A 26,543-nucleotide genomic window follows, 5' to 3' on the forward strand; every position below is an offset into this window, starting at 1 on the left:
CCCCGGCCGGGTTGTATAAGCCCGTCCTTGAACTGGACGGCTTCCTCTACGTATCCGGGCAGGGGCCCATGCAGAAAGACGGCTCGCTGATGCGCGGCCGGGCGGGAGACGACCTGGACCTCAGCCAGGCTAAGGCCGCCGCCCGGCAGGTGGGCCTGACCATGCTCTCCACCATCCGGACCCATTTTGGGTCGGTAGACCGTATCGACCGGTTGGTGAAGACCCTCGGGATGGTCAATGCCACGCCCGAATTCCCGGACCACCCCCTGGTAATCAACGGGTTCAGCGAACTGATGCAGGAGGTCTTCGGGCCGGACAAAGGTGTGGGGGTCCGAAGCGCCGTGGGGATGATGCTCCCGGGAAACATCCCGGTGGAAGTGGAAGCTGTGTTTAAACTCCGCTGATTTGGCAGCAAACTCCGCAGATATGGCAGCAAACTCCGCAGGCTCAGCAGCTCCCGCCTGGTACGAAATCCAAAACGCCCGGGAAGTCCCCTCCCCGGCCCTGTTGGTGTATCCCGAGCGTATCCGCAGGAACATCGACGCGATGATCCGAATCGCGGGGAGCCCCGACCGCCTCAGGCCCCATATTAAAACGCACAAGACGGCCGAAATCATCCAAATGCAAAGGGAGCGGGGTATCGACCGGTTTAAATGCGCAACCATTGCCGAAGCGGAATTGCTCGGCAGCCTCGGGGCCGGGGATATCCTGCTGGCTTATCAACCCGTCGGCCCGGACCAGGAACGATTATTACGCTTGCAGGCGGCCTACCCCGGGGTGCGGTTTGCAGCCCTCGTGGACCACGAGGAGACCTTGAAAGCATTGGGGGAACTGGCCACCTCCCACAATGCGCAAATCCGCCTTTACCTGGACCTGAATACGGGAATGGACCGCACGGGGATTGTTCCGGGAGCGGCGGCTGCGGCCCTGTACCGGAAAATCGCCGCCCACCCCCACCTGGAAGCCTGCGGGTTGCACGCCTACGACGGCCACAACCGCCAGACCGATACCAGCGAGCGACAGGCGGCCGCGGACAAGGCATTTGAAGGGGTCGCCAAACTGCGGGACCAGTTGGTTTCCGAAGGGTTGGACGTGCCGGCAATCATTGCGGGAGGCTCGCCGAGCTTCCCAATGCACGCCTACCGGGAAGGCGTGGAACTCAGCCCGGGCACTACATTGCTCTGGGACGCCCGTTACCAAAGCCTCTTTCCGGACATGCCCTTTGAGATAGCGGCCGTATTGCTCACCCGGGTGGTGAGCCACCCCCGGCCGGGTATAGCCTGCCTGGACCTGGGCCACAAAGCCATCGCCCCGGAGATGGACTTTCCCCGTGTCGCATTGCCCGAACTGCCCGGATGCCGACAGGTGGGCCAGAGCGAGGAACACCTGGTCCTGGATTGCGGGGAAGGCGCTGTGCCGGAGATCGGACAGGTCCTTTACGGGTTTCCGATGCACATCTGCCCGACTGTAGCCAAATACCCGGAACTGCTGGTGGTGGAAGACCGGCAGGTGCGGAAGGCCTGGAAAGTTGCTGCCCGGGACTACAAAATTAAAATATAACCATGCTGCTATTCGATATCCACCTGGACCTGGCGATGAATGCCATGGAATGGAACCGGGACCTGACGCGGCCCATTTCGGAAATCCGCCGGCGCGAAGCCGGTTGGGACGATAAACCGGATCGCGGGAAAGGAACCGTCTGCTTCCCGGAAATGATTCGCGGATCCGTGGGCCTTTGCGTGGCTACGCTGATTGCGCGCCATGTAAAACCGGGAAACCCGCTGCCGGGGTGGCATTCCCCGGCCCAGGCCTGGGCCCAGACCCAGGGGCAACTCGCCTGGTACCGCGAAATGGAGCGGCAGGGCCACTTGCGATGTATCACCTCGGCGCAGCTCCTGGACGAACACGTACGCCTCTGGCAAGAGGATTCCGGCGGGCCCATCGGGTACGTACTCAGCCTGGAAGGTGCCGACTCCATCGTGGAGCCCCGGCTCCTGCAACGATCCTACGACATGGGACTCCGGATTGTGGGGCCGGCCCATTACGGCCCCGGCACCTATGCCCGGGGAACGCACGCCGAAGGGGGGCTCGGGCCTGCCGGGCGGGAGTTACTGGCAGAGATGGATCGCCTCGGGATGATCCTGGACGTTACCCACCTGAGCGATGACGGGTTCTGGGAGGCCCTTGAGATGTTTCAGGGGCCCGTTTGGGCGAGCCATTCGAATTCCAGGAAACTCGTCCCGGACCAGCGCCAGTTTGCGGACGACCAGTTTCGCGCCCTGCTCGAACGGGGGGCTGTTATCGGCACGGCCCTGGATGCCTGGATGCTCGTGCCCGGTTGGGTGAAGGGCCAATCGAACCCCCAGAACACCGATGTGGGCCTCCGGCATGTTGCAGATCACCTGGAATACCTGTGCAACCTGGCGGGAAATACCCGACACGCCGCCCTGGGCACGGACCTGGACGGGGGTTTCGGAAAGGAACAGGGGCCTGCAGACCTGGATACGATTGCGGGGCTGCAACAACTGGTCCCCATGCTCACGGAACGAGGGTTTACCCGGGACGATGTGGCGAACATCTTCCACGGCAATGCCATCCGCTTCCTCAAAGAGGCCTGGAAGTAAGCCCCGGCTGGTCGCCTGTCGAATTTAACAGCAATTTATACCGGTCCGGCAAGGTATTTGCTACTTTTACGTTATGCAGTTATAGCTATGCGGAGCCTCTTGATCTTCTTCGTACTCGCGGTATGTTTCGCCACCGGGGCCCTGGCCCAGACGGATGTCCCGCAAACCCGGCGGCTGGATATTTCGGCCGAACCGGACAAGGACGTCAATGCGAGCCCCGAAGGCCTCCCGGCCCCGAACCTCCTCGATAAAAAACCGGAAATCGACCTGGGCCTCTCCGATCGGAAGAACCCGGTCCGGATGCTGCCCGACAGGGACCTGAAGCAAGCCGGCCACGACCTGGTACTGAAACCCAAAATCGGGGAAGCTGAAAAAGGCAGCTCCGGGAAACACTTCGGCGACATGTACCTGGGGGATGTGAAAACCTCGTCAAAATTCGTCGGCATCGTTTGCCGGGACCACGAATTCGTAGACGGCGACCGCGTCCGCATCCTGGTGGACGGGGAGGTGGCCGAGCCGAATATCCTGCTAACCGGGACATTCAAGGGGATCAACCTGGAGCTGGATAAGGGCTTTAACCGGATCGACTTCGAGGCGCTCAACCAGGGGTCTACCGGCCCGAACACCGCACAGGTAGACGTATACGACGACAAGGGCCAGCTGATCTATTCCAACAAGTGGCTGTTGTCTACGGGCTCCAAGGCAAGCCTGATCCTCGTAAAAGACGAATAAGCCTAATCGCCCCGTTGCCCGGGATGATACGTCTCCGCAGCCCGCTCAATCACATCCTCCGGATAATAGGGAACTTCCTTGAATTCCGCCCGCCGGTACATCCCGGCCTGGTCGTCGAAATGCGGGGAGGCCGGATCGCCGCTCTGTCCGCCGGCCAATATGGATTTTGCCCGGACTTTCTCCCCGAATTCCACCACCGCGACAAAACTGTTCCCGCGGGTACCGTAGATTTTTTTGGTATCGTTGTGGTACCGGGCCCCGTAAGCGGCCAGGGCGCCCCACCGCCCGGAGGCAAACCCGATGGGGATACTCGGCAGGCTGTCGTTGAAAGGCTGCCGGACGTCCCCGTTAATGCGCTGGTACCGGTTGACCGTTCCCCAGGGGAGTTCCCAGGTGCCAAAATCCCCCTCCAGCTTTTCGATCACCTCCCGAAAAACTTCCAGGCGTTCCGCAGGCGGGGAGTCCGCCCCGAGGTACTTCACGAATTCCATCCCGCTCATATCCTGCCAGTCACCCTCCGAAATGTGCGCCGGGCGCCGGGCCTTCCAGCTGTACAAATCCCCGTAGAAATGCCCCAGGGTCATAGCCACAGACGCTTCAGAAGTCCGGTAATCCCATTGCCGTAAGGTCCCGATGGGACCCGCGAGATCCGGGTAATCGGAGGCGTGTTCCTCATAAGCGGCCACCAACCCGGGGATGAGGTCTTCAAAGGCGGGCAGGTACGGGTCGTAGGCCAGGGATATCAGGCTGTCCAGCGTATACCCCCTGCGCCCCCTCAATAATTGGATGGCGTGAATGCCCCGGTAATTTTCCTCGTCCCGGGACATATAGCCCGGATAGTCTTCCCGTTTCGGGCTGTACTCCAGGGCCGCTGTAAAGGGCGTGGAATTACAATTCTGGATCCAGCCATTGGCGGGATTGCGGATCAGGATGTTCTCATCCACCGTATGCAACCCCTGCCAGTCCGTAGCCGGATCGCTGCCGTCCACGGGTTCCCGGTAGTTGAACCGGGGGTCGCGCCTTGGGATAAAATTCCCGTGGAAATAAGCGATGTTGCCGTCTGCGTCCGCATACACCGTATTGTTCGACGAGTTTGTCCGGATGTCCATCATCTTGCGAAACCCTTGATACCCGTCCTGTTTTGTTCGGATGAAGGACTGTTGCAGGGCATTCACGGGATCCCACATCATGGCCGTGGCCACGGGCCGGCCGTCGGCAACGTGCGTCAGGGGGCCATGATGCGTCCGGTAGACCGGGAAGTTCCGTACGGCCAGGCTGTCCCCGGAACGATAGGCCAGGGTCACCTCCCGCTCCTCCACCGGGCGCAGTTCTTCCCCGTACTGGTAATACAGGCTGTCCCCCACCCGGGTCACGACTTCCAGAAACTCGTCGAGCACATCCGTATAGGTGGAAGTATGCATCCATCCCGTCTTTTCATTAAATCCCTGGTAGATGAAAAATTGCCCCCAGGTAACCGCCCCGTAGGCGTTGAGGCCTTCCTCGCTGACCATGTGTACCTCGCCCCGGAAGTAAAAGGAGGTGTGCGGATTAATCAGCAACATGGCATCGCCGGATTCGGTGAGTTCCCCGGAAATGGCAATCCCGTTGGACCCCTGCGGTTCCGGTTCGGGTTCCCGTTCCCGGATCTCCTGTTCCCCGGCTTCCTGCCCCCCGGCCTCCCGGAAAGCGGCTTCCGGGAATTCCACCCCTTCCTCGTACCAATTGCGGATCCGGTCGGTCCGTACCCGTTCGATATCGCCCCCAATGGAGCCCTCGCTGAAATACATGGGCATCCAGGGTTCGAACCGGGTGAGGAGTTTCGGGGTTACCTCCGGGTGCGTATGCAGGTAATAATTGACCCCGTCGGCAAAGGCGTCACAGAGGTCACGAAGCCAGGACGGGCTGTTCTCATAGGCGGCGATCGCCTCTTCCCGGCTCATAAACATCCGGGCGCGCAGGTCGCTGTAGAGCGCTTCCTCCCCTTCTATTTCGGCCAGCCTTCCAATGGCCCAGATATAGTTCCGTTCCACCCGGTTAAAGTCGTCTTCGCATTGGGCGTATAGCATCCCGAAGACGGCATCCGCATCCGTTTTCCCGTATACATGGGGCACGCCGAAATCATCCCGGTGGATGGTTATACGGGATGCCTGTTCTTCCCATGCGGCCACTTCCGGGTTGGCCGGTTCCTGGCTGCAGGATACCAGCAACAGGGTCAGCAACCCGATACATGCTGTTCTCATGTCAGTAAAATTTTGATGGAAGATACGGAAAATCGACAGGGCTCTGGCTTCCCTGGGGAGCCGGGTCCGACGCCAACTCCGGAAGAGTCTGCCACAGCTCGCTCCGGCCTCAGCTCTCAGGGGCCAGCTCCACTTCCAGGCCGTCCAGGCCTTCGCTGAGGTGGATTTGGCAGCCCAGCCGGCTGTTCTCCTCCACATAGAAAGCTTCGGAGAGCATCGCTTCCTCCTCGTCGGATTTTGGCGGCAGGGGATGGTCGCTTTTTACGTAGCACTGGCAGGATGCGCACATGGCCATGCCCCCGCATACCCCGATGGTCCCTTCCGGTGCCAGTTCATAGGCCCGGACCAGTTCCATCAGGTTCATGTTCATATCCGTCGGGGCGGTCACCTCGTGTACCTGTCCGTCCCGGTCCGTAATCGTTACATTGATATCGCTCATGCTATTGGGTGGGGGTTAGTCTATGGATCGTATCACGGCTTTCGGGGCCTCTTTCTTGCTACCGTCAAAGCCCTGGACACCCCCGACGGTCGTGTACTTCATGACATATCGTTTATCGGGGTGGATCCGCTGGTAGGCGCTCTGGCACATCAGGGTGGCTTCGTGGAAGCCGCAGAGTATGAGTTTGAGTTTGCCCGGGTAGGTATTCACATCCCCAATGGCATAGATGCCGGGGATATTTGTCTGATAGTCCAGCGTATTATCCACCCGGATGGCATTTTTCTCGATCTCCAGGCCCCAGTTGGCAATGGGTCCCAATTTGGGAGAAAGGCCGAACAACGGGATAAAGGCATCCGTCTCAATCCGCGTGTCTCCAGCCGGTTCGGCGGAGCGTCGCACCACGACGGCCTCCAACTTCCCGGAGCCTTCCAGGCGTACCACTTCGGCAGGCGTGATTAACCGGATCCTGCCCTTGTTTTTCAGTTCCCGCACCTTTTCCACGGAATCCAGGGCGCCCCGGAATTCATTCCGCCGGTGCACCAGGGTCACGCTGCTCGCAATATCCGCCAGGAAGATGCTCCAGTCCAGGGCCGAATCGCCGCCCCCGGCGATGACCACCTGCTTTCCCCGGTAAATTTCCGGGTCCCGGATCATGTAGGTAAGGCCCTTGCCTTCGTATTCATCCAGGTTTTTCAACAGGGGTTTCCGCGGTTCAAAACTGCCGAGGCCCCCGGCGATGGCCACTACGGGCGCCTGGTGCCGGGTCCCCTCACTGGTGGTCACAATAAAGCTGCCGTCTTCCTGTTTTTCGATGGTTTCGGCCCGCTCCCCCAGGGTAAATCCCGGTTGGAACGGTTCGATTTGTTCCATCAGGTTGTCGACGAGGTCACCTGCGAGCACCTCCGGGAAGCCCGGGATATCGTATATGGGTTTCTTTGGGTAGATTTCGGCCAGCTGCCCCCCGGGTTGCGGCAGGGCATCGATAATATGGCATTTAAGCTGCAGCAGGCCGGCCTCGAATACCGCAAATAGCCCGGTGGGGCCAGCACCGATAATGAGGATATCCGTTTGGATCATGAGATATTGATGACTTGTTCGATTTGAGGGGCGTGTTTTTTAATGGTCATTTCCACACCGCTCTTTAAAGTCATCTGGTTCACGGTACACCCTACACAGGCCCCTTCGAGTCGCACCTTTACCCGGGTGCCGTCCTCTATGCCGACCAGTGAAATATCGCCCCCGTCGCTCTGGAGAAACGGACGGATCTCCTCCAGGGCGGCTTCGATCTTTGAGGTTAATTCTTCTGAAGTCATGTTTAGCTCTTTTTAACGGCTTCGCAGCCGGCCATGGTTGTAATCTCAATCGCCCGGGTAGGGGGCAGGGACTCGTTGCGAGCGACGAGTTCCCGAACGGTACGCCGGGTGAGTTCCTCGAAGGCTTCCCGCGTAGGGGTCCCCTCCTGCAAGGCTGCCGGCCGGCCGACATCCGAGGCTTCCCGGATACCCTGTACCAGCGGGATATCCCCCAGGAATGGGATATCCAGGTCTTCGGCCAGGTTGCGGGCACCGTGGCGGCCAAATATATAATACTGGTTATCCGGAAGTTCTGCCGGTGTAAAATACGCCATATTTTCCACCAGTCCCAGTACGGGGACCCGGATGGCTTCCTGCCGGAACATGGCCACCCCCTTGCGGGCATCGGCCAGTGCGATCTGCTGGGGGGTACTCACTACCACCGCGCCTGTAATCGGGAGGGATTGCATGATGCTCAGGTGGATATCCCCCGTTCCGGGCGGCAGGTCTACCAGGAGGAAGTCCAGTTCGCCCCAATGGGCGTCGAATATCATTTGGTTCAGCGCCTTGGCGGCCATGGGGCCCCGCCAGATCACCGCCTGGTCGGGTTCGGTAAAGAAGCCGATGGAGAGCACCTTGACGCCGTAATTCTCAACCGGGCGCATCCGGGACTTCCCGGCTACCTCAACGGCCAGGGGCTTCTCGCCCGCCACGTCGAACATAATCGGGATGGAAGGGCCGTAGATATCTGCATCCAGCAGGCCTACCCGGAACCCCATCTGGGCCAGGGTTACCGCCAGGTTGGCCGTTACGGTAGATTTTCCCACGCCCCCTTTGCCGCTGGCCACGGCGATGATATTGTCGATCCCGGGAATCGCTTTGCCCCGAATCGTATTGCCGGCCGGCTTTTTGGCCGGGGCATCCACGGTTACGTTTACTTTGATCTTCGCCTTCTCGTAGACCTCCCGGTGGATGGTTTGCAGAATACTCACTTCTGTCTTTTTCCTGGCCTGGAGGCTCGGGTTTTTTATCGTGATATCCACGACCACTTCATCCCCGAACACCTGGATATTCCGGACGGCCCCGCTTGCCACCATATTCTCGCCTTCCCCGGGGACGGTGATGCCTTCCAGTGCTTTTCGGATTTCTTGTTTGTCGAGTGAAACAGCCATAGATTTATTCAAATTCATTCTAAACAACAAAGATACGGCTTGGAATCCAAACCGAAAAAGGCAAACCCCTTATAAATAAGGCAATGAAAAAGCCCGGGCCTACAGTTCTTCCCCGGGGCCTCCAGTTCTTCCCCCGGGCCTACAGTTCTTCTCCCGGGTCCCAGTAGTGGCGCCGGAAATCCACCACCTGGTTCTCCACTACGCGGACGCCCTCGTTTTCCAGGAGCTGCTGCATAAGGCGGGTCCCCCCGAAATGGTGTTTCCCCGTAAGCAACCCGTTGCGGTTGACCACCCGATGGGCAGGCACGTCTTCCATCCCATGCGACTGGTTCATGGCCCAGCCGACGACCCGGGCGCTGCGGGCGGTTCCGAGATAACGGGCAATGGCCCCGTAGGAAGTCACCCGCCCGTAGGGCACCTGGCGGACTACTTCGTAAACGCGCTGAAAAAAATGGGGGTCGCGGTCGCTCATGGGTTCAGGTGTAAAAGACGCGGATCAGGGTGATGACCAGCAGAACTACCATCAATACGGCCAGCACATAGTTGGAGTTCTTCGAAAATGCATTGGTGCGCGAGTCCAGTTTGGTAAAATACACGGTATAGAGGTAGAGGACCGAAAACGTCCCGCATCCCGCCGAAAGGATAAAAACCGCGATGTCCCAGAATTTGAAGTCGATCCAGCCGGAAGCGTTCCACATGGCGTTCAGGGCACTGTAATAGGGGATGGTGAGAAAATTCAGGGAGGCCAGGACCATGCCCTTCAGGTAACTGTTCCGCCGGCGCACCTCCACCATTTGACGGGGGAGGTCTTTTTCCTTTCGCGCCTTGACGAAAAAGTAGATGGCAAAAAAAGCAAAGACCACCAGGGCGGCCTTTTGCAGCCAGACGATGACCTCGGGGTTCCGGTACAGGAACTTGGAAATGAGCACGGCGATATACGCCTGGATCACTACCATGGTGGACACCCCCAGGCTGAAGATGATTCCGTTGGACTTGCCTTTTTCCACACTGATCTTTGCGGCGTTCAGGTTGAGCAACCCGGGGGGCACGGTAGCCATGAAGGCCGCCGAGAATGTGGCAAAAAACAAGGTCAGCATGTGTGTCATAAGGCATCCAGGCTGAAAGCGAGATAGGTGATGGCTTTTCCCCTTTCAAGATACTGTTTTTCGTAAAAAGTCTGGATCCCGGTCGCTTCGGCCGGTGCGCCGGAGTTTTTGTAAATATCGTGGTTGGCATAAAGAACCGGGATCCCCAGCCCCTGCAGCAAGCCCAGGGTATACCCGTGCATGAACTCGCTGTCTGTCTTCAGGTGCACCCGGCCGCCCGGCTCCAACACATCCCGGTAGCGACGCAGGAAATCCGGGTTGGTCATCCGGTGCTTCGTCCGTTTGAATTTGATCTGCGGGTCCGGAAACGTAATCCAGATTTCAGCCACTTCCCCGGGGGCAAATACCCGGTCGATCAGTTCGATATGCGTCCGGAGGAAGCCCGCGTTGGGCAGGGGTTCTTCCAGGGCGGTTTTGGCCCCCCGCCAGATCCTGGCTCCCTTGATGTCCACCCCCAGGTAATTGGTTCCCGGGTTGCGGCGGGCCAATTCCAGGGTATACTCCCCTTTGCCGCAGCCGAGTTCCAGCACAATTGGGTTTTCGTTGCCGAAAAACGCGGACCAGCGGCCCCGGTATTCAAAATCCCCTTTCAGCAGGTTTTCCCGTTCGGGTTGGATGACGTTGGAGAATCGTTCGTTGTCGCGGAAGCGCTTCAGTTTATTCTTACTGCCCACTCAATTGGTCGTTTGGTAGCGCAAAGCTACGAAAACGGGGCCAGAACACTGCCTCAATCCGGGCCCGGGCTGCCCTTGGCCTTTTCAAGGGTAAAGGAGAATTCGGACCCCACGTCCACGTCGCTCTCCACGTAGATTTTTTCGTTGTGGGCTTCTATAATGTGTTTTACAATGGCCAGGCCCAGGCCGCTGCCCCCCTCTTTCCGGCTGCCGCTTTTGTCTACCCGGTAGAAGCGCTCGAAAAGGCGGGTCAGGTGCTGCTCGGCAATCCCCTCCCCGTTGTCGGTTACGCGGATAATGACCTTGTTCTTGATCAGGTTCTCCACGCTTACCTCCGTGGTCCCCTTGGGATACCCGTATTTGATGGAATTGACCACCAGGTTGGTGAGTACCTGCTGGATTTTCTCCTTGTCTGCCCGGACGTAGATGGGAGTGGTGTATTCCATGTCAAAAACGAGGCTGATCTCTTTTTTGGCCGCCTTCATTTCGAGCAGGTCGAACACGCTCTGTATCAGCTCGACAATGTCAAAGGTCTCCCATTCCAGGTGCAGGTCGCCAACCTCCAGCTTGGTAATCAGGTCCAGGTCCTTGATGATATAGATAAGCCGCTCAACCCCCTTGGCCGCCCGGTTCAAATACTTGCGCCTAACCTTTTTGTCGTCCAGGGCGCCGTCCAGCAGCGTATGGATGTAGCCCTGCACGGTGAAGAGGGGGGTTTTCAGCTCGTGGGACACATTGCCCAGGAATTCCTTCCGGTATTCTTCCCGGATCCGCAACGTGTCGATCTCAATTTTCTTGGCACGGGCAAAATTTTCAATCTCTTCGTTCAGGGTGCGCAGGTCCGTGGTGATGGGCCCGGAGGTCAGGGAGGTGGATTCCAAAAGGGATACGTCCTCGTAGATCTGCTCGATGCGACGGTAGATAAAGCGTTCGGCCCGGATCTGGACCACCAGGAACGCAATGCTAAAGACCAGGACAGCCAGCACGGGTAACGCCATCCAATAGGCGTCGATCAAATCCGTCAGGTAGAGGAGGATCCCGGCTGACAGGATCAGAAACAACGTAATATAGAAGGCGGAACGAAGGGAAAAACGATAGGACCTGCGGAGCTTGGTGGCCATTATTCGACGAACTTATACCCCACGCCTTTGACGGTCTTGAAATGCGATTCCCCGATTTTCTCGCGGAGCTTCCGGATGTGCACGTCGATGGTTCGCCCGCCCACGACCACTTCCTGGCCCCAGACCTTGTCCAGGATTACCTCCCGCTTAAATACCTTGTCCGGCTTGGAGGCCAGCAGCGCCAGCAATTCAAATTCCTTCCGGGGCAATGTGAGTTCCTCTCCCTTATTGACCACCTTGTACTCTTCCCGGTTGATGACCAGTTTGCCCACCTTGAGGATGTCCTCCCCGGAGCCTTCCTGATTTTTGAGCCGGCGCAGCAGCGCCTTGACCTTGCTGATAAACACCTTGGGCTTGATGGGCTTGGTGATGTAGTCGTCCGCCCCGGCATCGAATCCGGCAACCTGGGAATAATCTTCATTCCGGGCCGTGAGGAAAGCGATGATACTGTCCTGCAGGCCTTTGGTCTTGCGGATGATCTCGCAGGCCTCGATGCCGTCCATTTCGGGCATCATCACATCGAGTATGATCAGGTGGGGATTCTTTTTCCGCGCCTTTTCGACGCCTTCTGCCCCGTTCCTGGCCGTATACACCTGATAGCCCTCGGAAGTGAGGTTGTAGCTGAGGATTTCCAGAATATCGGGTTCGTCGTCGACGAGTAGAATTTTGATATCCTGATTTTTCATGGTGCCGCGGTTTGGTTGAACGAGTTCCAAAAATATAACAAAAGCGCTAGTTTAAAGGTAGCTTAACGCCAATTTAATACAGCTAACAATTCGATAACATACCGCCGGCCTTTCGTGTTAAAGTGTACAGGGATAGCGCATTTCGTCGAAAAATTTCGATCTTTAGGGAAGCTGCAGGGCAATCGCAGGGCAAAACTGCTATCTTTGTGGCATGTGGTTTGCGAGCCTCTGAGTATGAAGCACTTTTACACCTTTATTTTACTGCTTTTTGTTACTGCCGGATTCTCCCAGGAGGTGAATAACCGGGGGGATATTGAGGGGTTCAAACTGTACCCGAACCCCGTTACACAGGGTAAAGTACAGATCGTAACCGCTTCGAATGCCCCCAAGACCGTGCATATCTACAATGTCCTGGGCACCCCGGTCCTGAAGACGACCATCCTGGGCTCGGAACTGAACCTCACCGGCCTCGATGCAGGGGTATACCTCATCCAGGTATATGAGCGCGACAAAGTCGCCACCCGCAAACTGATCGTTAAATAAGACGGATTCCCCTCCCTCCACCGGTAGCTTACCCCCTGAAAGCCAGTCGTTAAAATTGCTGTTTTTATCGACGAACGGCATGGCCCCTTTTCTTTACCTACAAAAATGCCCCCTTCACAACAAATTATCCCCGATAGGCCCCTGAGCCCTTATATTTAAACTGTTGATCCCAAATCAATACCATCCTGATGAAGCAAATCTACCTACTGCTGTTCTTCATGGGAACATTCGGCCTCGCCGCCCAACAGACCGATGCGGTCGCGGGATCGGGAGAGGCGCGCATCCGGCTGCACCCCAACCCGGCTACCGCCAATGTGGTGTATATCGACTCGGACTCCGCGGCACCTAAAACCGTCCGCGTTTACGACCTCTTTGGAAAAGTAGTACTGGAAAGGCGGCTCAGCGGAGATGCACTGGCCATCGACCTGTTGGTTCCGGGGGTGTATATGGTCCGGGTTGAGCAAAAAGGCCGGTACGCCACCAAAAAACTGGTGGTACGCTAGCGTATCCCTTCCCGGGTACCGGAATCCCGTCATCCCCGCATGCCGCAGCGGCAATTGTATTATTTTTGCCGCAAGCCGGCAACCCATGGAAGCATATGATTTCTTTGAGATAACCTCCAGAGAGGCGTTTGAGCAGGCCGCCCTGGAAGTGTTCCGCGCACAGTTCCGCACCGTGCCGGTATACGGGGAATTCTGCCGCCATCTCGGCCGGACGCCCGGGGAAGTAACGCAGGCAGAAGACATCCCCTTCCTCCCGATCGAATTTTTCAAAAGCCATAAAGTCCTGCGCCGCGGGGCAACCGAAACTGTCGTTTTCCAAAGCAGCGGCACCACCGACAGCGGGCTCAGCCGGCATTTTGTGCCCGATTTGTCGCTCTACGCATCCTCCTATACCCGGGGATTTGAATATTTTTTCGGCCCTGTCTCCGATTGGTGTATCCTCGCCCTGTTGCCCTCGTATCAGGAACGTCCCGGTTCGTCCCTGATATACATGGTAGAGGGTTTGATCCGGGCCGGTGCCCGGGAAGGCAGCGGTTTCCTCAATGGGGACGCAGACGGGATTGCCGCCCGGATTCGGGAGGCAGACCGGGCGCACGACCGGGTGCTGCTGATCGGGGTTTCCTTTGCCCTGCTCGACCTGGCCGAATCCCATCCGATGGAGCTCTCCGGAACCACGGTCATGGAGACCGGGGGTATGAAGGGCCGGCGGAAGGAATTGATCCGGCAGGAATTGCACGGGCGCCTGTGCAGGGGCCTGGGGCTTGAGCGGGTCCATTCGGAATACGGGATGACCGAATTGCTGTCCCAGGCCTATTCTTCCGGCCGGGGCGTCTTCCAGTGTCCGCCCTGGATGCAGGTGCGAATCCGGGATACGGAAGATCCGCTGAGCCCGGTAACCCCCGGGAGAACCGGGGGGATCAATGTCATCGACCTCGCCAACTGGCATTCCTGTTCGTTCATCGCCACCCAGGATCTGGGCAGGCATCTCCCCGATGACCAGGGTTTTGAAGTGCTCGGCCGGTTCGACCATTCGGATATCCGGGGTTGTAACCTGCTCGCCATCGGCCGGTAAGCAGGGAAAAAGAAGCAAATCCTGCCAATTTCGCGGCAGGTGGGGGCGCCCGGGATGCTGCTTTGGCTCAGTCCGTATCGGCTACGAGTACAAAATAATTCTTCTTGCCCCGCTGAAGTAAAACAAATTTCCCGCTGATCAGGTCTTTTTCGGTAATCGTGTAAGAGTCGTCTACCTTGGCCTTATTGACGGAGATGGCATTTTGTTTGAGTTCCCGCAGCGCCTCCCCGTTCGATTTGAGGAACCCGGTGCGGGCCGACAGGGCCGCCACCATGTCGAGTCCCGATTCGATATCGCCGATTGGCAGGTGGCATTGCGGTACGCCCTCAAACACCTCCATAAATGTTTCCTCCCCCAGGGATCGGAGCGACTCAGCAGTCGATTTCCCGAAGAGGATGGAACTGGCCGTCACGGCGTTCTCCAGGTCTTGCCGGGAATGGACCATGGTAGTGAGTTCCTCGGCCAGGCGTCGTTGCAGCTCCCTTTTATGCGGGGCCTCCCGGTGTTCCGCCACCAGCCCTTCGATCTCCTCCCGGCTGAGGAAGGTGAAAATCTTGATGTATTTCTCGGCATCCTCATCCGAGGTGTTCAACCAGTACTGGTAGAATTTATACGGGCTTGTCTTATGGGCGTCCAGCCAGACGTTCCCGGATTCGGTCTTCCCGAATTTCGTGCCGTCCGCCTTGGTGATCAGCGGACAGGTCAGGGCATACCCCTTCCCCCCGTCGATCCGGCGGATCAGCTCGGTCCCTGTGGTAATATTCCCCCACTGGTCGCTGCCCCCCATCTGGAGCGTGCAATTGTATTTCCGGTACAGGTGCAGAAAATCGTACCCCTGGACGAGTTGGTAGGTAAATTCCGTAAAAGACATGCCCTCGCCGGATTCGTCCGAGACGCGTTTCTTGACGGAGTCCTTGGCCATCATGTAGTTTACCGTGATGTGCTTGCCAACGTCCCGGATAAAATCCAGGAACGTGATATCCTTCATCCAGTCGTAGTTGTTCACCAGGACCGCGGCGTTTTCGGCATCGCTTTCAAAGTCCAGGAACCGGGAAAGCTGCATCTTGATGGCTTCCTGGTTCATCCTAAGGGTCGTTTCGTCCAGCAGGTTTCGTTCGGCGGATTTCCCCGAGGGGTCCCCGATCATCCCGGTAGCTCCCCCTACCAGGCCAATGGGCTTGTGCCCGGCCATCTGGAAATGCCGGAGCATCATCACCCCTACCAGGTGCCCGATATGGAGCGAGTCCGCCGTCGGGTCGATTCCCACATAGGCCGCCTGCATGCCGGAGAGCAAATGTTCTTCCGTACCCGGCATGACGTCGTGGAGCATCCCGCGCCATTCCAATTCCTTTACAAAGTTAGTCGCCATGTACCTGAATTTTCGGAGCAAATATAGTTAAAACAGGGCGCTCCCGTTGTGAATCAAAGGATATATCGGGGCAGATTCCCTAATTTAGGCGCATGGATTTAGTGACTGGCGGAACGGGTCTGGTGGGGAGTCATTTGCTGATGGAATTGGCCCGGGCCGGGCGCCCGGTCCGGGCCATCCACCGGGCTGGCAGCGACCTGCAGCGGGTACGCAGGCTCTTTGCCTGGTACGGCCCGGAACTGGCCATGGCCTGGGACGCCATCCAATGGGTGGAAGCGGAACTCTCGGACCTGCCGGCCCTGGAAGCCGCCCTGGCCGGGGCCAGCCGCGTCTACCACTGTGCCGGGCTGATCTCCTTCGACCCGTCGGACCGGAACCATCTCCTGAAAACAAACTTCGAGGGGACCCGCAATGTGGTAAACTGCTGCCTGGGGCTCGGGATCAAACAGCTCTGCCACGTCAGCTCAATTGCCACCATTGGGAGCAAGTTGGGATCCGGCAAGGAGGAAGACCCCTGGGACCCGCAGCGCACGAACGTCTATGCCACCAGTAAATACCTGGCGGAGATGGAGGCCTGGCGGGGCGGGCAGGAAGGCCTAGAGGTTGCCATCGTCAACCCCGGGGTGGTCCTGGGTCCCGGATCCTACGACTCGGGCAGCGGGCGCCTGATTGCTGCAGCAGGGAATGGCCTGCGCTACTATCCCCCCGGAGGTACGGGCTTTGTCGGGGTCGGCGATGTAGTCCGCGCCATGATATTGCTCATGGACGGCGGGCATTTCAACAACCGATACCTGTTGGTGGGCAACAACCTCTCCTATCGGGAGATCCTTGGTCAAATCGCCGGGGTGCTGGAGGTCCGGGCACCTGAGAAACCCCTGAAATACTGGCAGATGAACTTCCTGAGGCCACTGGATTGGCTGGCGTCGCATATTTTCGGGCGTAAGCGCAGGCTCACCGGGGCGCAAATCCGATCATTCAGGAACCCGAAGCAATTCGACAACGGGAAAATCCTGAAAACCCTCGGGGACTTTCAGTTCACTGACATCCGGGATATCCTGGAAATTTGCGGCAGGCATTACCGCGAAACGGCCAATAGTTAAAGGGAATCCTTCGCAGACTTCCCGGAAACGGCTTCCCTGCCCGCCTCATTGCCCTTCCGGATTACCTCCCCGATACTGTCGCGTTCCCGCGACAGGCGGTCGGCCACTTCCTGGTAGATGCGTTCATAGGCTGCGGGCCGGGAGGCATAGTAGAAATCGCTTTTGGCAAATTGCAGGCTGTCCACCCCGTGTTTTTCATAGACCCAGGTAACGGGCTCGATCCCGTTTCGATCCAGGGTTCCCCGGTAGGTCCCGTCAATGGCTTCCATGATGGCCAGGTCGTAGAGGATGGCACTCATGCGCTCCGGAGGTATCAGGTTATCGGGTTTCTCGACAAGTTCCTGCCTGCAGCCGGGCAACAAGATCAACAATAAGATGGGAAAGAGGTAGCGCATCATCGGTTGAATGTAAGTCTTCTGGCGTTTCGCTTTTCAGAAACCCTGCCCAATTCATAGGCCGGGTGCCCATTCACGAACGTATACATTACCCGGGTCCGGAATGGCTGACCCTCAAAGGGCGACCAGCCGCATTTGTACAGGATATTGGCCGGGCCTACCCGCCAGGGGTCGTCTTCTGCAACGGCCACCAGGTCGGCGTAATACCCTTCGCGCAGGTAGCCCCTGCGGTCGATATCGAACAGGATGGCCGGGTTGTGGCACATTTTTTCCACCACCTTCCCGATCGAAATACTGCCGTCCAGGACTTTCTCCATCAGGGCCGGCAGAGCGTGCTGTACGAGCGGCCCCCCGGATGGGGCGGAGGTATACGGGTTTTTCTTTTCTTCCAGCGTATGGGGCGCGTGGTCGGTGGCAATGATATCGATGCGGTCGTCCAGCAGGGCTTCCCATAACCGGGAGCGGTCCTGGGTCGATTTGACTGCGGGGTTCCATTTGATCAGCGTGCCCTTGTCCCGGTAATCGTCGGAGGAAAACCAGAGGTGGTGGATGCACACCTCGGCCGTGATCTGCTTCTCCGAGAGCGGGATGTCGTTGCGGAACAGGTCGGTTTCGCGCCCGGTGGACAGGTGGAAGACATGCAGGCGGGCCCCGGTTTTCCTGGCGAGCTCAATCGCCCGCGAGGATGAGAGGTAGCAGGCCTCTTCGCTGCGGATGATCGGGTGGAGTTCCACAGGGATGTCGTCCCCGTATTGCTCCTTGTAATACGCAAGGTTTTTGCGGATCGTCTCTTCGTCCTCGCAATGGGCGGAAATGACCATGTCCGTATTGCGGAAGATCTGTTCCAGCACTTTTTCGTCGTCCACGAGCATATTCCCGGTAGAAGACCCCAGGAATAACTTGACGCCCGAACAGCTTTTCGGGTCGAGCCGCTTGAGTTCCTCCAGGTTGTCGTTCGTACCCCCGAATAGGAAGCTGTAATTGGCATGGGAGGAGGCCCGGGCAAGGGCAAACTTTTCCTCGAGTTTTTCCAGGGTGGTGGTCTGGGGCACCGTATTGGGCTGTTCCATAAAAGAAGTGATCCCCCCGGCTACCGCGGCGCGGCTCTCCGTGGCGATGTCCCCCTTATGGGTCAGGCCGGGTTCGCGAAAATGCACCTGGTCGTCGATCAGGCCGGGCAGCAGCCACGCACCCCGCATGTCGATAATCGTAGCTCCCCCGGCAGTGATCTGCGGGCCGATGCGTTCGATATAGGGTCCGTGGATCAGCAGGTCACCCTCGGTGATCCGGCCTTCGTTGACCATGCGGACGTTGGTAAGGAGGTATTTCTTCATCTATAATCCGTTCTTTCTAAACAGGCTCCGGACCTTCATGCTGATCACGCCGAACACGGCTTCCCAGACGATGGTCTTGCTCATTTTGGACTGTCCGCGCTCCCGGTCCGTAAACACGATAGACACTTCCTGAATTTGGAATTTCCGCAGGTATGCGCGGAACTTCATCTCTATCTGGAAGGCGTATCCGACAAAACGCACCTGGTCCAGGTCGATGGCTTCGAGTACCCGGCGGTGGTAACAGATAAACCCTGCCGTGGGGTCGTCCACTTTCATCCCGGTGATCAATTTGACGTAGAAGGAAGCCCCGTAAGACAGCAGTACCCGGTGGAGCGGCCAGTTCACCACATTCACCCCCTTTTTATACCGGGAGCCAATGGCCATATCCGCACCGTCCAGGCAGGCCCGATGCAGGCGGGGCAGGTCCCCGGGACGGTGGGAAAAATCCGCATCCATCTCAAAGATATAGGCGTAGTCCCTTTTGAGGGCCCATTTAAATCCGTGGATATAGGCTGTTCCCAGGCCCGCTTTTCCCTGCCGCTCTTCCAGGTGCAGACGCCCCGGGAACTCGGCTTGCATTTCGCGGACTTTACCGGCCGTACCGTCCGGGGAAGCATCGTCCACGATCAGCACATCGTAAGGCTTCGGCAGACCGAATACAGCCCGGACGATCGCTTCGACATTCTCTATTTCGTTGTAGGTGGGGATAATCACCAGCCCGTCAGTCATGGAATCCCGGGTTTTGGGCAAAAATACCAATTTTAGAGGCGCGGGGACAACACGGCCGGAATTTTGTGGGTTCGGCCCGCCGGGGCCGTTGCCCATATTTTGTAACTTTGGCCGAACCTCCATGCCGATGAACCAAACGACTCCCAGGCTAGTGCCGGCTTTTCTAGGGTGCCTGCTCCTCCTCAATCTGGTACAGGCCGCTTTTACCGAATTGCTTTACGACGAGGCCTATTACTGGTACTATGCCCAAAATATCTCCTGGGGGTATTTCGACCACCCGCCCATGGTGGCCTGGATGATTGCCTTGGGAAGCAACCTGATCCCCGGGGAACTCGGCGTACGGGTGGTCAGCGTGTTGATGGGTATCGGGACCCTGTTCCTCCTCTGGTTGCTCATCGATGCCCCCGGGAAACGCGAAAACCCCGCCCGGGTGCTGCTTTGGTTTCTCTCCATTACGCTGTTGCACGCCTACGGCTTTCTGAGCCTGCCGGATACCCCCCTGCTGTTCTTTACGGCCCTCTTCCTGCTGGCCTACCGGTATTTCCTGAGAAGTCCGGGAATGGTCCCTGCAGTGGGCCTGGGGCTCGTGATGGCCGCCCTGATGTACAGTAAGTACCACGCGGCCCTGGTGATACTCTTTGTGCTTCTATCCAACCTGAAGCTCCTGAGGTCCGGGTATGCCTGGCTCGCCCTGGCGGTTTCCCTGCTGGCCTACTTTCCGCACCTCTACTGGCTCTACGAGCAGGAATTCGTCTCCGTGCGCTACCACCTCTTTGAGCGGCCCAACCAACCGTACAGCTTTTCGAAATTTACCGCCGGGTATTTTTTAAACCTCATCGCCCTGTTCGGCCTGACCTTTCCATGGGCCTACCTGAGCCTTTGGAAATACCGACCCACCGATACGTTTCGCCGCTCCCTGAAATTCGTGGCCTGGGGAATCTTCCTGTTCTTCCTCTTCTCCAGTTTCCAGCGGCGCATACAGACCCAGTGGCTCATCGCCGCCTGCATCCCGATGGCCGTTCTGGTAGGGGAAACCCTGTTGACACACCCGGCCACAGGCAAATGGGTCGCCCGGGCCTCCATCGCCAACATCGCCGTACTGCTTTTCCTCCGTATCGGCCTGGCCTATGAACCCCTGTTCCCGGTGCCTTTTGAAGCCCACGGGAACAAAGCCTGGGTGGCCAGCCTGCAGGAAGTGGCCGACGGGAACCCGGTGGTGTTCGAAAACTCCTACCGCCAGGCTTCCATGTACCGTTTTTACTCCGGGGAGACGGCCTTTAGCCTGAACAACGCCTATTACCGGAAGAACCAGTACTCCATCGACGATTCCGAAGCCCGGGTACAGGGCCGGCGGGTATTTTTTGTCCGGGTAATCGACCGGGAGACGCCCTATTACTACATCGACCAGGCAGGCGAAAAAAAATACGGCACCTTCCTGGACCCGTTTAACTCTTACCGCAAACTCGAGGCGGGGACGCGGCCGGAAAACGCCTATCGCCCCGGGGACACCGGGACTTTCTGGTTATACAACCCATACGCCCGGCCGGTTCCCCTGGCCGGGCTCAAATTCGGGATCGCCCTGATGGATCCCTATAAGGAAACCCAGTCCATCGTCGGTGTCCGGCCGGATGACACCAACAGCCTCCCCGAGATGCTGGCGCCGGCCGACAGCGTATCGTTCCGGTTCCGGTATCAGGACCACAAGGGGGAAGCACCTACATATATCCGCGCGGTTGCCGGGGTGCCGGGCCTGGTATTCGGCCTCAATGGGAACAGCCAAAAAGTCGATCGCTGATGGAACCTGTCGAACGGTATATCGCGTCGAATGACTGGATCACGGCCCTGCTCCTCCTCGGGCTGATTGCCCTGGTATTCGCCCGCAGTATGTTCTACAGCCGCTTCGAGAATTTTATCATCCTGCCCTTTAACAATAAATACGTGGTGCTCTACAACAAAAAGGGGCGCCTGCTGAGCGGTTTCCACATCGCCATGTGTGTGTTCCAACTCCTGAACCTGGCCCTGTTTGCCTACCTGGCCGGGTTGGCCTTCGATGGGGAAATGCGGTGGGGTACCCGCTTCATCTTCCCGGTGATCCTCGGGGGCCTCCTGGTTTTTACGCTGCTGAAAGTCGGGGCGCAACTCCTTGCTGGCTACCTGTTTGAGTCGGAGCAACTGGCGGCATCCATGGTCTTCAGCAAGCTGAGTTATCTGAATTACAGCGCCCTGATACTATTTGCCGCCAACCTGCTGCTCACCTACCTGACCCCCCAGTCCCAGGTGGTTGCAGGCATCGGATTATTCCTGTTAATAACCATTAATGCCATCGGTTGGATCTCCGTGCTGAAAATCCATCAAAAGGTAATAGCATCGCAGTTTTTCTATTTTATTTTGTACCTTTGCGCACTTGAAATTTCCCCCTTTCTAATCATCTCAGGATTGCTAAAAGCTTGATTCTATGAAGGTAAAGACGATTCTGGTTTCACAACCGGAACCAAAAATGGAGAATAGCCCGTATTCCAGGCTCATTGAAAAGGAAAAAGTTAAAGTAGATTTCAGACCGTTTATCCATGTGGAAGGGGTAGATGCCAAAGCCGTCCGACAGCAAAAGATCGATATTTCCAAGTACACGGCCATCATCCTGACAAGCCGGAATTCCGTAGACCATTTTTTCCGGATTGCAGAGGAAATGCGCTTTAAGGTGCCGGATACTATGAAGTACTTCTGCCAGTCCGAGGCGGTGGCTTATTACCTCCAGAAATACGTGGTTTACCGCAAGCGGAAAATCTATGTCGGGAAGCGCAATTTCGTAGACCTGCTCCCGCTTTTCAAGAAATACAAGGACGAGGTGTACCTGCTGCCCTCTTCGGATGTGCTTAAGCCCCAGGTGCCGGAAACCCTGGACCAGGCCGGCATCAACTGGACCCGCGGCATCTTTTACCGCACCGTAATCAGCGACCTGTCGGACCTGAGGAATGTCTACTACGACATCCTGGTGTTCTTCAGCCCGTCGGGCATTGAATCCCTGCTGAAGAACTTCCCGGACTTTGAACAGAACAACACCCGGATCGCTGTCTTCGGCAACTCCACCATCAATGCCGCCACGGACGCAGGGCTCCGCATCGACATCAAGGCCCCGACGCCCGAAACCCCGTCCATGACGATGGCCCTCCAGAAGTATATCAACGACGTCAACAAGAAATAAGCCGGGCTGTATTCAGCAATACCCCGAAACAATAAAGGCTGCCGGTTTTGGCAGCCTTTTTTTATTGCAGTGATTTCTCATTGGGAAGCGGCAGGCACCGCCTTCCTGCCTCCCGGGCGGAGGAAGGGTCAAAATGCGTATCGCTGCGGCCCGCCCCGGCGGATTTCCTCTGTGGCGTACTGCTCAAATTTCTTGAAGTTTTCCCGGAAGGCATTTGTGAGCTTGAAGGCCATCGTGTAATAGGCTTTATCGTCGTTCCAGGTAGCCCGCGGACTCAGGACCTCCGTGGGCACCCCCGGGCACTTACGCGGCTGGGCTACCCCAAATACGGAGTGAATGTGGTAGGTATCATAGGTGTACAGCCCCAACTGGCCACTCAGGGCCGCGTGGATCATCGCCCGGGTATACTTGAGCTTCATCCGGCTACCAACCCCGTATGGCCCACCTGTCCAGCCGGTATTCACCAACCAGACATTTGTGCCGGCCTCCTGCATCTTCCGGCTGAGCATCTCGGCATACACCGTTGGGTGCAGCGGCATAAAAGGTGCCCCGAAACAGGCGGAAAACGAAGGGACCGGTTCGTCCACACCCGCTTCGGTACCCGCCACCTTGGCCGTATAACCCGATATAAAATGGTAGGCAGCCTGGGCCGGTGTGAGCCGGGAGATGGGCGGGATGACCCCAAAGGCATCGGCGGTCAGGAAAAAGATGTGCCGGGGATTCTTTCCCACAGAGGGTTCCTGCCGGTTCTCAATGTGGTGAATCGGATAGCTCACGCGGGTGTTCTGGGTAATGCTCGTATCCGAGTAATCGACCTCACCGTCCGGGTTGAGCCGGACGTTCTCCAGGATGGCCCCTTTCCGGATGGCCTGGTAGATTTCGGGCTCGCTTTCCGAAGAGAGGTTGATGACCTTGGCATAACAACCCCCTTCAAAATTAAAGATCTTGTTGTCCGGGGTCCATCCGTGCTCGTCATCCCCGATGAGCTTCCGCGTGGGATCCGTTGACAGGGTGGTCTTTCCCGTGCCGGACAGGCCAAAAAAGATGGCAGTTTCCCCGGATTCCCCCACGTTTGCCGAGCAGTGCATGGGCAGCGTATCCCGGAAAACCGGGAGGATAAAATTCAATGCCGAAAAAATTCCCTTCTTGATTTCCCCGGTATACCCTGTTCCGCCGATCAACGCCACCTTGCGGCTGAAATTCAGGATGGCAAAATTGTGCTGCCGCGTCCCGTCCACCGCCGGGTCGGCCTTAAAACCAGGGGCATTGATTACCGTCCACTCCGGGTCGAACCCCTTGAGTTCCCCGGCCTCCGGTCGGATAAACATGTTGTATACAAAAAGGTTGGACCACGGGTACTCGTTGACCACGCGGATTCCCATCCGGTATTCCGGGTCCGCGCATGCAAAACAATCCCGCACATACACCTCCCGGTCGCTCAGGTAACTGACTACTTTGTCGTAGAGCCGGTCAAAGGCCGCAGGTTCAAACGGAATATTGATATCCCCCCACCATACCCGGTCCGCGGTGATGTCGTCTTTTACGATAAAGCGGTCCTTGGGGGAGCGGCCCGTAAACTCGCCTGTTTCCACTGCAAGCGCTCCGGAATCCGCTTCCCGTCCCATGCCTTTTTCAATGGTGATTCGGTGCAATTCGTCTGCCGGCAATTGATAGTGTACCGTGTCTGAGGTAATTCCGTACGCTTTCAACGAAATCGATTTCGTCTGCGAGGTGGATGTACTCATAGAAATTGAATTTATGTTAGTTTAATTCATTGCAAATGTAAGGTGCCCGGCTAAGGGCAGAAAACTTATCTGCCGGTTAACCGGAAAACTCGGTAAAGCAGTAATCCCCAGCCTGTAAGGAGGAGGAGCCCCCCTACCGGGGTTACCCAGCCGATGGAACTGAAATCCCAGCCGGTGATCCCCGAAGTGCTCAGCAGGTAGATCGAAAATGAAAAGCAGAGGGTGCCGCCCAGGATAAACCGGAAAGTCCATTTTCGCGTTCCTTCCCCCAGGGTGCGCTCCACCCCGAGAAACAAGAGAAAGAGGGCGTGGTACATTTGGTACCGGACACCCGTCTGAAAACTCTCCAGGGCGACGGGTTCCAACTGCTCCCGGAGTGCGTGCGCGCCCAGGGCGCCCAGGGCTACACCAGTGAGTCCCAGGGCCGCCCCGGCAATAACAATTGTTTTGTTCACAACTATACCTCGCTATTTTTTTACAAATGTAACAATTTGATACCTTCGTATTTCTCAAACACCAAACAGATTCTCATGTCAAAACAAATCCTGGTGGTTGGGGCTGGCAAATCCTCATCCTACCTGCTGCATTACCTCCTCGGCAAGTCTGGCGAAAAAGACCTCCGGCTGGTGATTGCCGATAAACACCCCGATCAGCTCCCCAAAGCGGTAAGCGATCATCCCAGAACCGAAATAGTCTCCCTGGACATCGCCCGGGCGGAAGCGCGCCGCAAAGCGGTCGGCGCGTCTGATATCGTTATTTCCATGCTTCCGGCCGCCCTGCATATCGACATTGCCCGGGATTGCCTGGAATTCGGGAAGCACCTGGTCACCGCCTCGTATATCAGCCCGCAAATGCGGGAACTGGATTCCGAAGTTCGCAAAAAAGGCCTCGTTTTTATGAACGAGATTGGCCTGGACCCCGGCATCGACCACATGAGCGCCATGCAAGTCATCGACCGGATCAAATCCCGGGGGGGCAAAATCCTCCTGTTCGAATCTTTTACCGGCGGGTTGGTCTCCCCCCAGAGCGATACAAACCTCTGGAACTACAAATTTACCTGGAATCCCCGAAATGTGGTAGTGGCAGGCCAGGGGGGTGCGGCCAAATTCAAGCAGGAAGGCACCTACAAGTACATCCCGTACCACAAACTTTTCCGGCGGACCGAATTTCTTGAAATCGAAGGGTACGGCACATTCGAGGCCTACGCAAACCGGGACTCCCTCAGCTACCGGGAAGATTACGGCCTGCAGGATGCCCTCACGCTCTACCGGGGGACCATGCGGCGGGTGGGGTTCTCCCGCGCGTGGAACATCTTTGTGCAGCTCGGCATGACCGACGACAGCTACCGGATTGAAAATTCCCGGGGGATGTCCTACCGGGATTTTACGAACCTGTTCCTTCCCTATTCCCCTACGGATTCGGTGGAACTCAAACTCCGGCACTACCTGAAAATCGATCAGGACGATATCATCTGGGGCAAGCTGCTGGAGATCCACCTCTTTGACCGGGACCGAACCATCACCCTGGAGAATGCAACGCCGGCCCAGATCCTGCAGGAAATCCTGGAGGCCAGCTGGACGCTGGGGCCCGACGACCGGGATATGATCGTCATGTACCATAAATTTGGCTACCAGCTGGATGGCAGGAATCACCAACTCGACTCGAATATGGTGGTGCTCGGGGAAAACAAACGCCTGACAGCCATGTCCAAGACCGTCGGGCTGCCCGTGGCGATGGCCACCCTGCTGATCCTGGAGGGCACCTATGATACCCCCGGGGTGCAGATCCCGAAAGACCCCGGTATTTACGAGCCCGTACTGGCAGAACTGGCGGCAAACGGCATCGCCTTCCGGGAGTACGATGTCCCCTATTTGGGATACAATCCGGATTCGGTGGCGAGTTGAGGCCGGGTGCCCCACCCGCGATTGGACACATGCACTCTGTATAATTATGGTATCTTTAAGGTTCCAACACCTGTAGGCGCATGAAATCTACCAATGGGAACCTGCATATCGACGGGATCGACAAGAAAATCCTCAGATACCTGATGGAGGATGCCCGGAAACCCATACTCGAAATTGCACGGAATATCGGGATTTCGGGTGCCGCCATCCACCAGCGCCTTCGCAAACTCGAAAAATCCGGCCTGCTCACCGGTTCCAAGTTCGTTATCAACCCCCGGGTGCTGGGCTATACCACCATGGCGTACATCGGCATTTTCCTGGACAAGGCCATGAGCAACCCCTATGCGGTACGGGAACTCGAAAAAATCCCGGAAGTGCTCGAATGCCATTACACCACCGGCAACTGGTCCATCCTCATCAAGGTACTCTGCCGCGACAACGAACACCTCATGCACCTGCTGAATAAAAAAATCCAGCAAATTGAAGGGGTGTCCCGAACGGAGACCTTCATTTCGCTGGATCAGCAAATCGACCGTCAGATCAGTATCTGACCGTAATACC

General features: G+C 57.4%; 29 protein-coding genes. 13 read left to right on the top strand and 16 right to left on the bottom strand.

What is annotated here, in order from left to right; genetic code table 11:
* The 4 genes from AC3DKS_RS14165 to AC3DKS_RS14180 form a co-directional block, all read left to right on the top strand.
* The coding region (locus tag AC3DKS_RS14165) for a RidA family protein (RefSeq protein WP_474732166.1) at window positions 1–404 on the top strand (404 nt) is incomplete at its 5' end.
* A 22-nt stretch (window positions 405–426) separates the two neighbouring features.
* On the top strand, window positions 427–1,560 hold the full coding sequence (locus AC3DKS_RS14170; RefSeq protein WP_272607087.1) for a D-TA family PLP-dependent enzyme: 1,134 nt from the start codon (window positions 427–429) through the stop codon (window positions 1,558–1,560).
* A 2-nt stretch (window positions 1,561–1,562) separates the two neighbouring features.
* Window positions 1,563–2,624, top strand: coding sequence for a dipeptidase (locus AC3DKS_RS14175; RefSeq protein ID WP_015753676.1), 1,062 nt, complete (start codon window positions 1,563–1,565; stop codon window positions 2,622–2,624).
* Window positions 2,625–2,711: 87 nt separating this feature from the next.
* Window positions 2,712–3,356, top strand: a complete 645-nt coding sequence (locus AC3DKS_RS14180; RefSeq protein WP_015753675.1) for a hypothetical protein — start codon at window positions 2,712–2,714, stop codon at window positions 3,354–3,356.
* 2 nt (window positions 3,357–3,358) lie between these two features.
* Here AC3DKS_RS14180 and AC3DKS_RS14185 read toward each other — a convergent pair whose 3' ends face one another.
* The 10 genes from AC3DKS_RS14185 to AC3DKS_RS14230 all read right to left on the bottom strand — a co-directional run bounded on the left by AC3DKS_RS14185 (window position 3,359) and on the right by AC3DKS_RS14230 (window position 12,086).
* Window positions 3,359–5,596, bottom strand: coding sequence for a penicillin acylase family protein (locus AC3DKS_RS14185; RefSeq protein ID WP_272607086.1), 2,238 nt, complete (start codon window positions 5,594–5,596; stop codon window positions 3,359–3,361).
* Between the two features lie 109 nt (window positions 5,597–5,705).
* Window positions 5,706–6,035, bottom strand: a complete 330-nt coding sequence (locus AC3DKS_RS14190) for a 2Fe-2S iron-sulfur cluster-binding family protein (protein ID WP_272607085.1) — start codon at window positions 6,033–6,035, stop codon at window positions 5,706–5,708.
* 15 nt (window positions 6,036–6,050) lie between these two features.
* Window positions 6,051–7,112 (bottom strand): NAD(P)/FAD-dependent oxidoreductase, encoded by a 1,062-nt coding sequence (locus tag AC3DKS_RS14195; RefSeq protein ID WP_015753672.1) that lies wholly within the window; start codon window positions 7,110–7,112, stop codon window positions 6,051–6,053.
* Window positions 7,109–7,348: a NifU family protein gene (locus tag AC3DKS_RS14200; protein ID WP_015753671.1), complete on the bottom strand. Its 240-nt coding sequence runs from the start codon at window positions 7,346–7,348 to the stop codon at window positions 7,109–7,111. The genes AC3DKS_RS14195 and AC3DKS_RS14200 overlap by 4 nt, the downstream gene beginning before the upstream one ends.
* Before the next feature lie 2 nt (window positions 7,349–7,350).
* Window positions 7,351–8,499 (bottom strand): Mrp/NBP35 family ATP-binding protein, encoded by a 1,149-nt coding sequence (locus AC3DKS_RS14205; RefSeq protein WP_272607084.1) that lies wholly within the window; start codon window positions 8,497–8,499, stop codon window positions 7,351–7,353.
* Window positions 8,500–8,638: 139 nt separating this feature from the next.
* Window positions 8,639–8,971, bottom strand: coding sequence for an MGMT family protein (locus tag AC3DKS_RS14210; protein WP_015753669.1), 333 nt, complete (start codon window positions 8,969–8,971; stop codon window positions 8,639–8,641).
* Between the two features lie 4 nt (window positions 8,972–8,975).
* Window positions 8,976–9,605 carry a LysE family translocator gene (locus tag AC3DKS_RS14215; protein WP_041326999.1) on the bottom strand — a complete coding sequence of 210 codons (630 nt, stop codon included), beginning with the start codon at window positions 9,603–9,605 and terminating at the stop codon, window positions 8,976–8,978.
* Window positions 9,602–10,279, bottom strand: a complete 678-nt coding sequence (trmB, locus tag AC3DKS_RS14220; protein ID WP_272607083.1) for a tRNA (guanosine(46)-N7)-methyltransferase TrmB — start codon at window positions 10,277–10,279, stop codon at window positions 9,602–9,604. The genes AC3DKS_RS14215 and trmB overlap by 4 nt, the downstream gene beginning before the upstream one ends.
* Before the next feature lie 53 nt (window positions 10,280–10,332).
* Window positions 10,333–11,400, bottom strand: coding sequence for a sensor histidine kinase (locus AC3DKS_RS14225; RefSeq protein WP_272607082.1), 1,068 nt, complete (start codon window positions 11,398–11,400; stop codon window positions 10,333–10,335).
* Entirely contained in the window at window positions 11,400–12,086 is a 687-nt protein-coding gene (locus AC3DKS_RS14230; RefSeq protein ID WP_015753665.1) for a response regulator transcription factor, read from the bottom strand. The genes AC3DKS_RS14225 and AC3DKS_RS14230 overlap by 1 nt, the downstream gene beginning before the upstream one ends.
* A 213-nt stretch (window positions 12,087–12,299) precedes the next feature.
* Between AC3DKS_RS14230 and AC3DKS_RS14235 the strand changes: the two genes are divergently transcribed.
* From AC3DKS_RS14235 to AC3DKS_RS14245, 3 genes are all read left to right on the top strand, one after another.
* The gene (locus AC3DKS_RS14235) at window positions 12,300–12,629 is read left to right on the top strand and encodes a T9SS type A sorting domain-containing protein (protein WP_488072991.1); all 330 of its coding nucleotides are present in this window, start codon (window positions 12,300–12,302) and stop codon (window positions 12,627–12,629) included.
* A gap of 188 nt (window positions 12,630–12,817) precedes the next feature.
* Window positions 12,818–13,132, top strand: a complete 315-nt coding sequence (locus AC3DKS_RS14240) for a T9SS type A sorting domain-containing protein (protein ID WP_272607081.1) — start codon at window positions 12,818–12,820, stop codon at window positions 13,130–13,132.
* Between the two features lie 85 nt (window positions 13,133–13,217).
* Window positions 13,218–14,204 carry a long-chain-fatty-acid--protein ligase gene (locus tag AC3DKS_RS14245; protein WP_272607080.1) on the top strand — a complete coding sequence of 329 codons (987 nt, stop codon included), beginning with the start codon at window positions 13,218–13,220 and terminating at the stop codon, window positions 14,202–14,204.
* 67 nt (window positions 14,205–14,271) lie between these two features.
* On the opposite strand, the gene tyrS is transcribed toward AC3DKS_RS14245, so the two are convergent.
* Complete coding sequence (tyrS, locus tag AC3DKS_RS14250) at window positions 14,272–15,573, bottom strand: tyrosine--tRNA ligase (protein WP_015753661.1); 1,302 nt, start codon at window positions 15,571–15,573, stop codon at window positions 14,272–14,274.
* Window positions 15,574–15,665: 92 nt separating this feature from the next.
* Between tyrS and AC3DKS_RS14255 the strand changes: the two genes are divergently transcribed.
* On the top strand, window positions 15,666–16,673 hold the full coding sequence (locus AC3DKS_RS14255; protein WP_272607079.1) for an NAD-dependent epimerase/dehydratase family protein: 1,008 nt from the start codon (window positions 15,666–15,668) through the stop codon (window positions 16,671–16,673).
* On the opposite strand, the gene AC3DKS_RS14260 is transcribed toward AC3DKS_RS14255, so the two are convergent.
* Genes AC3DKS_RS14260 through AC3DKS_RS14270 form a run of 3 tightly spaced genes read right to left on the bottom strand, consistent with a single transcriptional unit; the run spans window position 16,670 to window position 19,131 of the window.
* Window positions 16,670–17,071, bottom strand: a complete 402-nt coding sequence (locus tag AC3DKS_RS14260; RefSeq protein ID WP_272607078.1) for a DUF4296 domain-containing protein — start codon at window positions 17,069–17,071, stop codon at window positions 16,670–16,672. The two genes, AC3DKS_RS14255 and AC3DKS_RS14260, sit on opposite strands and share 4 nt — an antisense overlap.
* Entirely contained in the window at window positions 17,068–18,402 is a 1,335-nt protein-coding gene (locus tag AC3DKS_RS14265; RefSeq protein WP_272607077.1) for a dihydroorotase, read from the bottom strand. Before AC3DKS_RS14265 ends, AC3DKS_RS14260 begins: the two co-directional genes overlap by 4 nt.
* Window positions 18,403–19,131: a polyprenol monophosphomannose synthase gene (locus AC3DKS_RS14270; RefSeq protein ID WP_041327510.1), complete on the bottom strand. Its 729-nt coding sequence runs from the start codon at window positions 19,129–19,131 to the stop codon at window positions 18,403–18,405.
* 127 nt (window positions 19,132–19,258) lie between these two features.
* On the opposite strand from AC3DKS_RS14270, the gene AC3DKS_RS14275 reads away from it, so the two are divergent.
* Genes AC3DKS_RS14275 through AC3DKS_RS14285 form a run of 3 tightly spaced genes read left to right on the top strand, consistent with a single transcriptional unit; the run spans window position 19,259 to window position 22,333 of the window.
* Window positions 19,259–20,926: an ArnT family glycosyltransferase gene (locus tag AC3DKS_RS14275; RefSeq protein ID WP_272607076.1), complete on the top strand. Its 1,668-nt coding sequence runs from the start codon at window positions 19,259–19,261 to the stop codon at window positions 20,924–20,926.
* Window positions 20,926–21,582, top strand: a complete 657-nt coding sequence (locus AC3DKS_RS14280) for a DUF4271 domain-containing protein (protein WP_015753655.1) — start codon at window positions 20,926–20,928, stop codon at window positions 21,580–21,582. The genes AC3DKS_RS14275 and AC3DKS_RS14280 overlap by 1 nt, the downstream gene beginning before the upstream one ends.
* A gap of 4 nt (window positions 21,583–21,586) precedes the next feature.
* On the top strand, window positions 21,587–22,333 hold the full coding sequence (locus AC3DKS_RS14285) for a uroporphyrinogen-III synthase (protein ID WP_015753654.1): 747 nt from the start codon (window positions 21,587–21,589) through the stop codon (window positions 22,331–22,333).
* 128 nt (window positions 22,334–22,461) lie between these two features.
* Here AC3DKS_RS14285 and pckA read toward each other — a convergent pair whose 3' ends face one another.
* Window positions 22,462–24,078 (bottom strand): phosphoenolpyruvate carboxykinase (ATP), encoded by a 1,617-nt coding sequence (gene pckA, locus AC3DKS_RS14290; RefSeq protein WP_015753653.1) that lies wholly within the window; start codon window positions 24,076–24,078, stop codon window positions 22,462–22,464.
* Window positions 24,079–24,143: 65 nt separating this feature from the next.
* A complete protein-coding gene (locus AC3DKS_RS14295) occupies window positions 24,144–24,533 on the bottom strand; it encodes a DUF423 domain-containing protein (protein WP_015753652.1) in 390 nt (129 codons plus the stop codon).
* Window positions 24,534–24,608: 75 nt separating this feature from the next.
* Between AC3DKS_RS14295 and AC3DKS_RS14300 the strand changes: the two genes are divergently transcribed.
* Both AC3DKS_RS14300 and AC3DKS_RS14305 read left to right on the top strand, forming a co-directional pair.
* Complete coding sequence (locus AC3DKS_RS14300; protein WP_272607075.1) at window positions 24,609–25,982, top strand: saccharopine dehydrogenase family protein; 1,374 nt, start codon at window positions 24,609–24,611, stop codon at window positions 25,980–25,982.
* 80 nt (window positions 25,983–26,062) lie between these two features.
* Window positions 26,063–26,533: an Lrp/AsnC ligand binding domain-containing protein gene (locus tag AC3DKS_RS14305; RefSeq protein WP_015753650.1), complete on the top strand. Its 471-nt coding sequence runs from the start codon at window positions 26,063–26,065 to the stop codon at window positions 26,531–26,533.
* The last annotated feature ends 10 nt before the right edge of the window (window positions 26,534–26,543 follow it).

The sequence above is a fragment of the Robiginitalea sp. genome (genome assembly GCF_982776155.1).

What these genes read in the sequence shown, in the direction of transcription:
- AC3DKS_RS14170 (WP_272607087.1), top strand. Translation starts at nt 427, where the DNA reads ATGGCAGCAAACTCCGCAGGCTCAGCAGCTCCCGCCTGGTACGAAATC.
- AC3DKS_RS14175 (WP_015753676.1), top strand. Translation starts at nt 1,563, where the DNA reads ATGCTGCTATTCGATATCCACCTGGACCTGGCGATGAATGCCATGGAA.
- AC3DKS_RS14180 (WP_015753675.1), top strand. Translation starts at nt 2,712, where the DNA reads ATGCGGAGCCTCTTGATCTTCTTCGTACTCGCGGTATGTTTCGCCACC.
- AC3DKS_RS14185 (WP_272607086.1), bottom strand. Translation starts at nt 5,596, where the DNA reads ATGAGAACAGCATGTATCGGGTTGCTGACCCTGTTGCTGGTATCCTGC.
- AC3DKS_RS14190 (WP_272607085.1), bottom strand. Translation starts at nt 6,035, where the DNA reads ATGAGCGATATCAATGTAACGATTACGGACCGGGACGGACAGGTACAC.
- AC3DKS_RS14195 (WP_015753672.1), bottom strand. Translation starts at nt 7,112, where the DNA reads ATGATCCAAACGGATATCCTCATTATCGGTGCTGGCCCCACCGGGCTA.
- AC3DKS_RS14200 (WP_015753671.1), bottom strand. Translation starts at nt 7,348, where the DNA reads ATGACTTCAGAAGAATTAACCTCAAAGATCGAAGCCGCCCTGGAGGAG.
- AC3DKS_RS14205 (WP_272607084.1), bottom strand. Translation starts at nt 8,499, where the DNA reads ATGGCTGTTTCACTCGACAAACAAGAAATCCGAAAAGCACTGGAAGGC.
- AC3DKS_RS14210 (WP_015753669.1), bottom strand. Translation starts at nt 8,971, where the DNA reads ATGAGCGACCGCGACCCCCATTTTTTTCAGCGCGTTTACGAAGTAGTC.
- AC3DKS_RS14215 (WP_041326999.1), bottom strand. Translation starts at nt 9,605, where the DNA reads ATGACACACATGCTGACCTTGTTTTTTGCCACATTCTCGGCGGCCTTC.
- AC3DKS_RS14225 (WP_272607082.1), bottom strand. Translation starts at nt 11,400, where the DNA reads ATGGCCACCAAGCTCCGCAGGTCCTATCGTTTTTCCCTTCGTTCCGCC.
- AC3DKS_RS14230 (WP_015753665.1), bottom strand. Translation starts at nt 12,086, where the DNA reads ATGAAAAATCAGGATATCAAAATTCTACTCGTCGACGACGAACCCGAT.
- AC3DKS_RS14240 (WP_272607081.1), top strand. Translation starts at nt 12,818, where the DNA reads ATGAAGCAAATCTACCTACTGCTGTTCTTCATGGGAACATTCGGCCTC.
- AC3DKS_RS14245 (WP_272607080.1), top strand. Translation starts at nt 13,218, where the DNA reads ATGGAAGCATATGATTTCTTTGAGATAACCTCCAGAGAGGCGTTTGAG.
- tyrS (WP_015753661.1), bottom strand. Translation starts at nt 15,573, where the DNA reads ATGGCGACTAACTTTGTAAAGGAATTGGAATGGCGCGGGATGCTCCAC.
- AC3DKS_RS14255 (WP_272607079.1), top strand. Translation starts at nt 15,666, where the DNA reads ATGGATTTAGTGACTGGCGGAACGGGTCTGGTGGGGAGTCATTTGCTG.
- AC3DKS_RS14260 (WP_272607078.1), bottom strand. Translation starts at nt 17,071, where the DNA reads ATGATGCGCTACCTCTTTCCCATCTTATTGTTGATCTTGTTGCCCGGC.
- AC3DKS_RS14265 (WP_272607077.1), bottom strand. Translation starts at nt 18,402, where the DNA reads ATGAAGAAATACCTCCTTACCAACGTCCGCATGGTCAACGAAGGCCGG.
- AC3DKS_RS14270 (WP_041327510.1), bottom strand. Translation starts at nt 19,131, where the DNA reads ATGACTGACGGGCTGGTGATTATCCCCACCTACAACGAAATAGAGAAT.
- AC3DKS_RS14275 (WP_272607076.1), top strand. Translation starts at nt 19,259, where the DNA reads ATGAACCAAACGACTCCCAGGCTAGTGCCGGCTTTTCTAGGGTGCCTG.
- AC3DKS_RS14280 (WP_015753655.1), top strand. Translation starts at nt 20,926, where the DNA reads ATGGAACCTGTCGAACGGTATATCGCGTCGAATGACTGGATCACGGCC.
- AC3DKS_RS14285 (WP_015753654.1), top strand. Translation starts at nt 21,587, where the DNA reads ATGAAGGTAAAGACGATTCTGGTTTCACAACCGGAACCAAAAATGGAG.
- pckA (WP_015753653.1), bottom strand. Translation starts at nt 24,078, where the DNA reads ATGAGTACATCCACCTCGCAGACGAAATCGATTTCGTTGAAAGCGTAC.
- AC3DKS_RS14300 (WP_272607075.1), top strand. Translation starts at nt 24,609, where the DNA reads ATGTCAAAACAAATCCTGGTGGTTGGGGCTGGCAAATCCTCATCCTAC.
- AC3DKS_RS14305 (WP_015753650.1), top strand. Translation starts at nt 26,063, where the DNA reads ATGAAATCTACCAATGGGAACCTGCATATCGACGGGATCGACAAGAAA.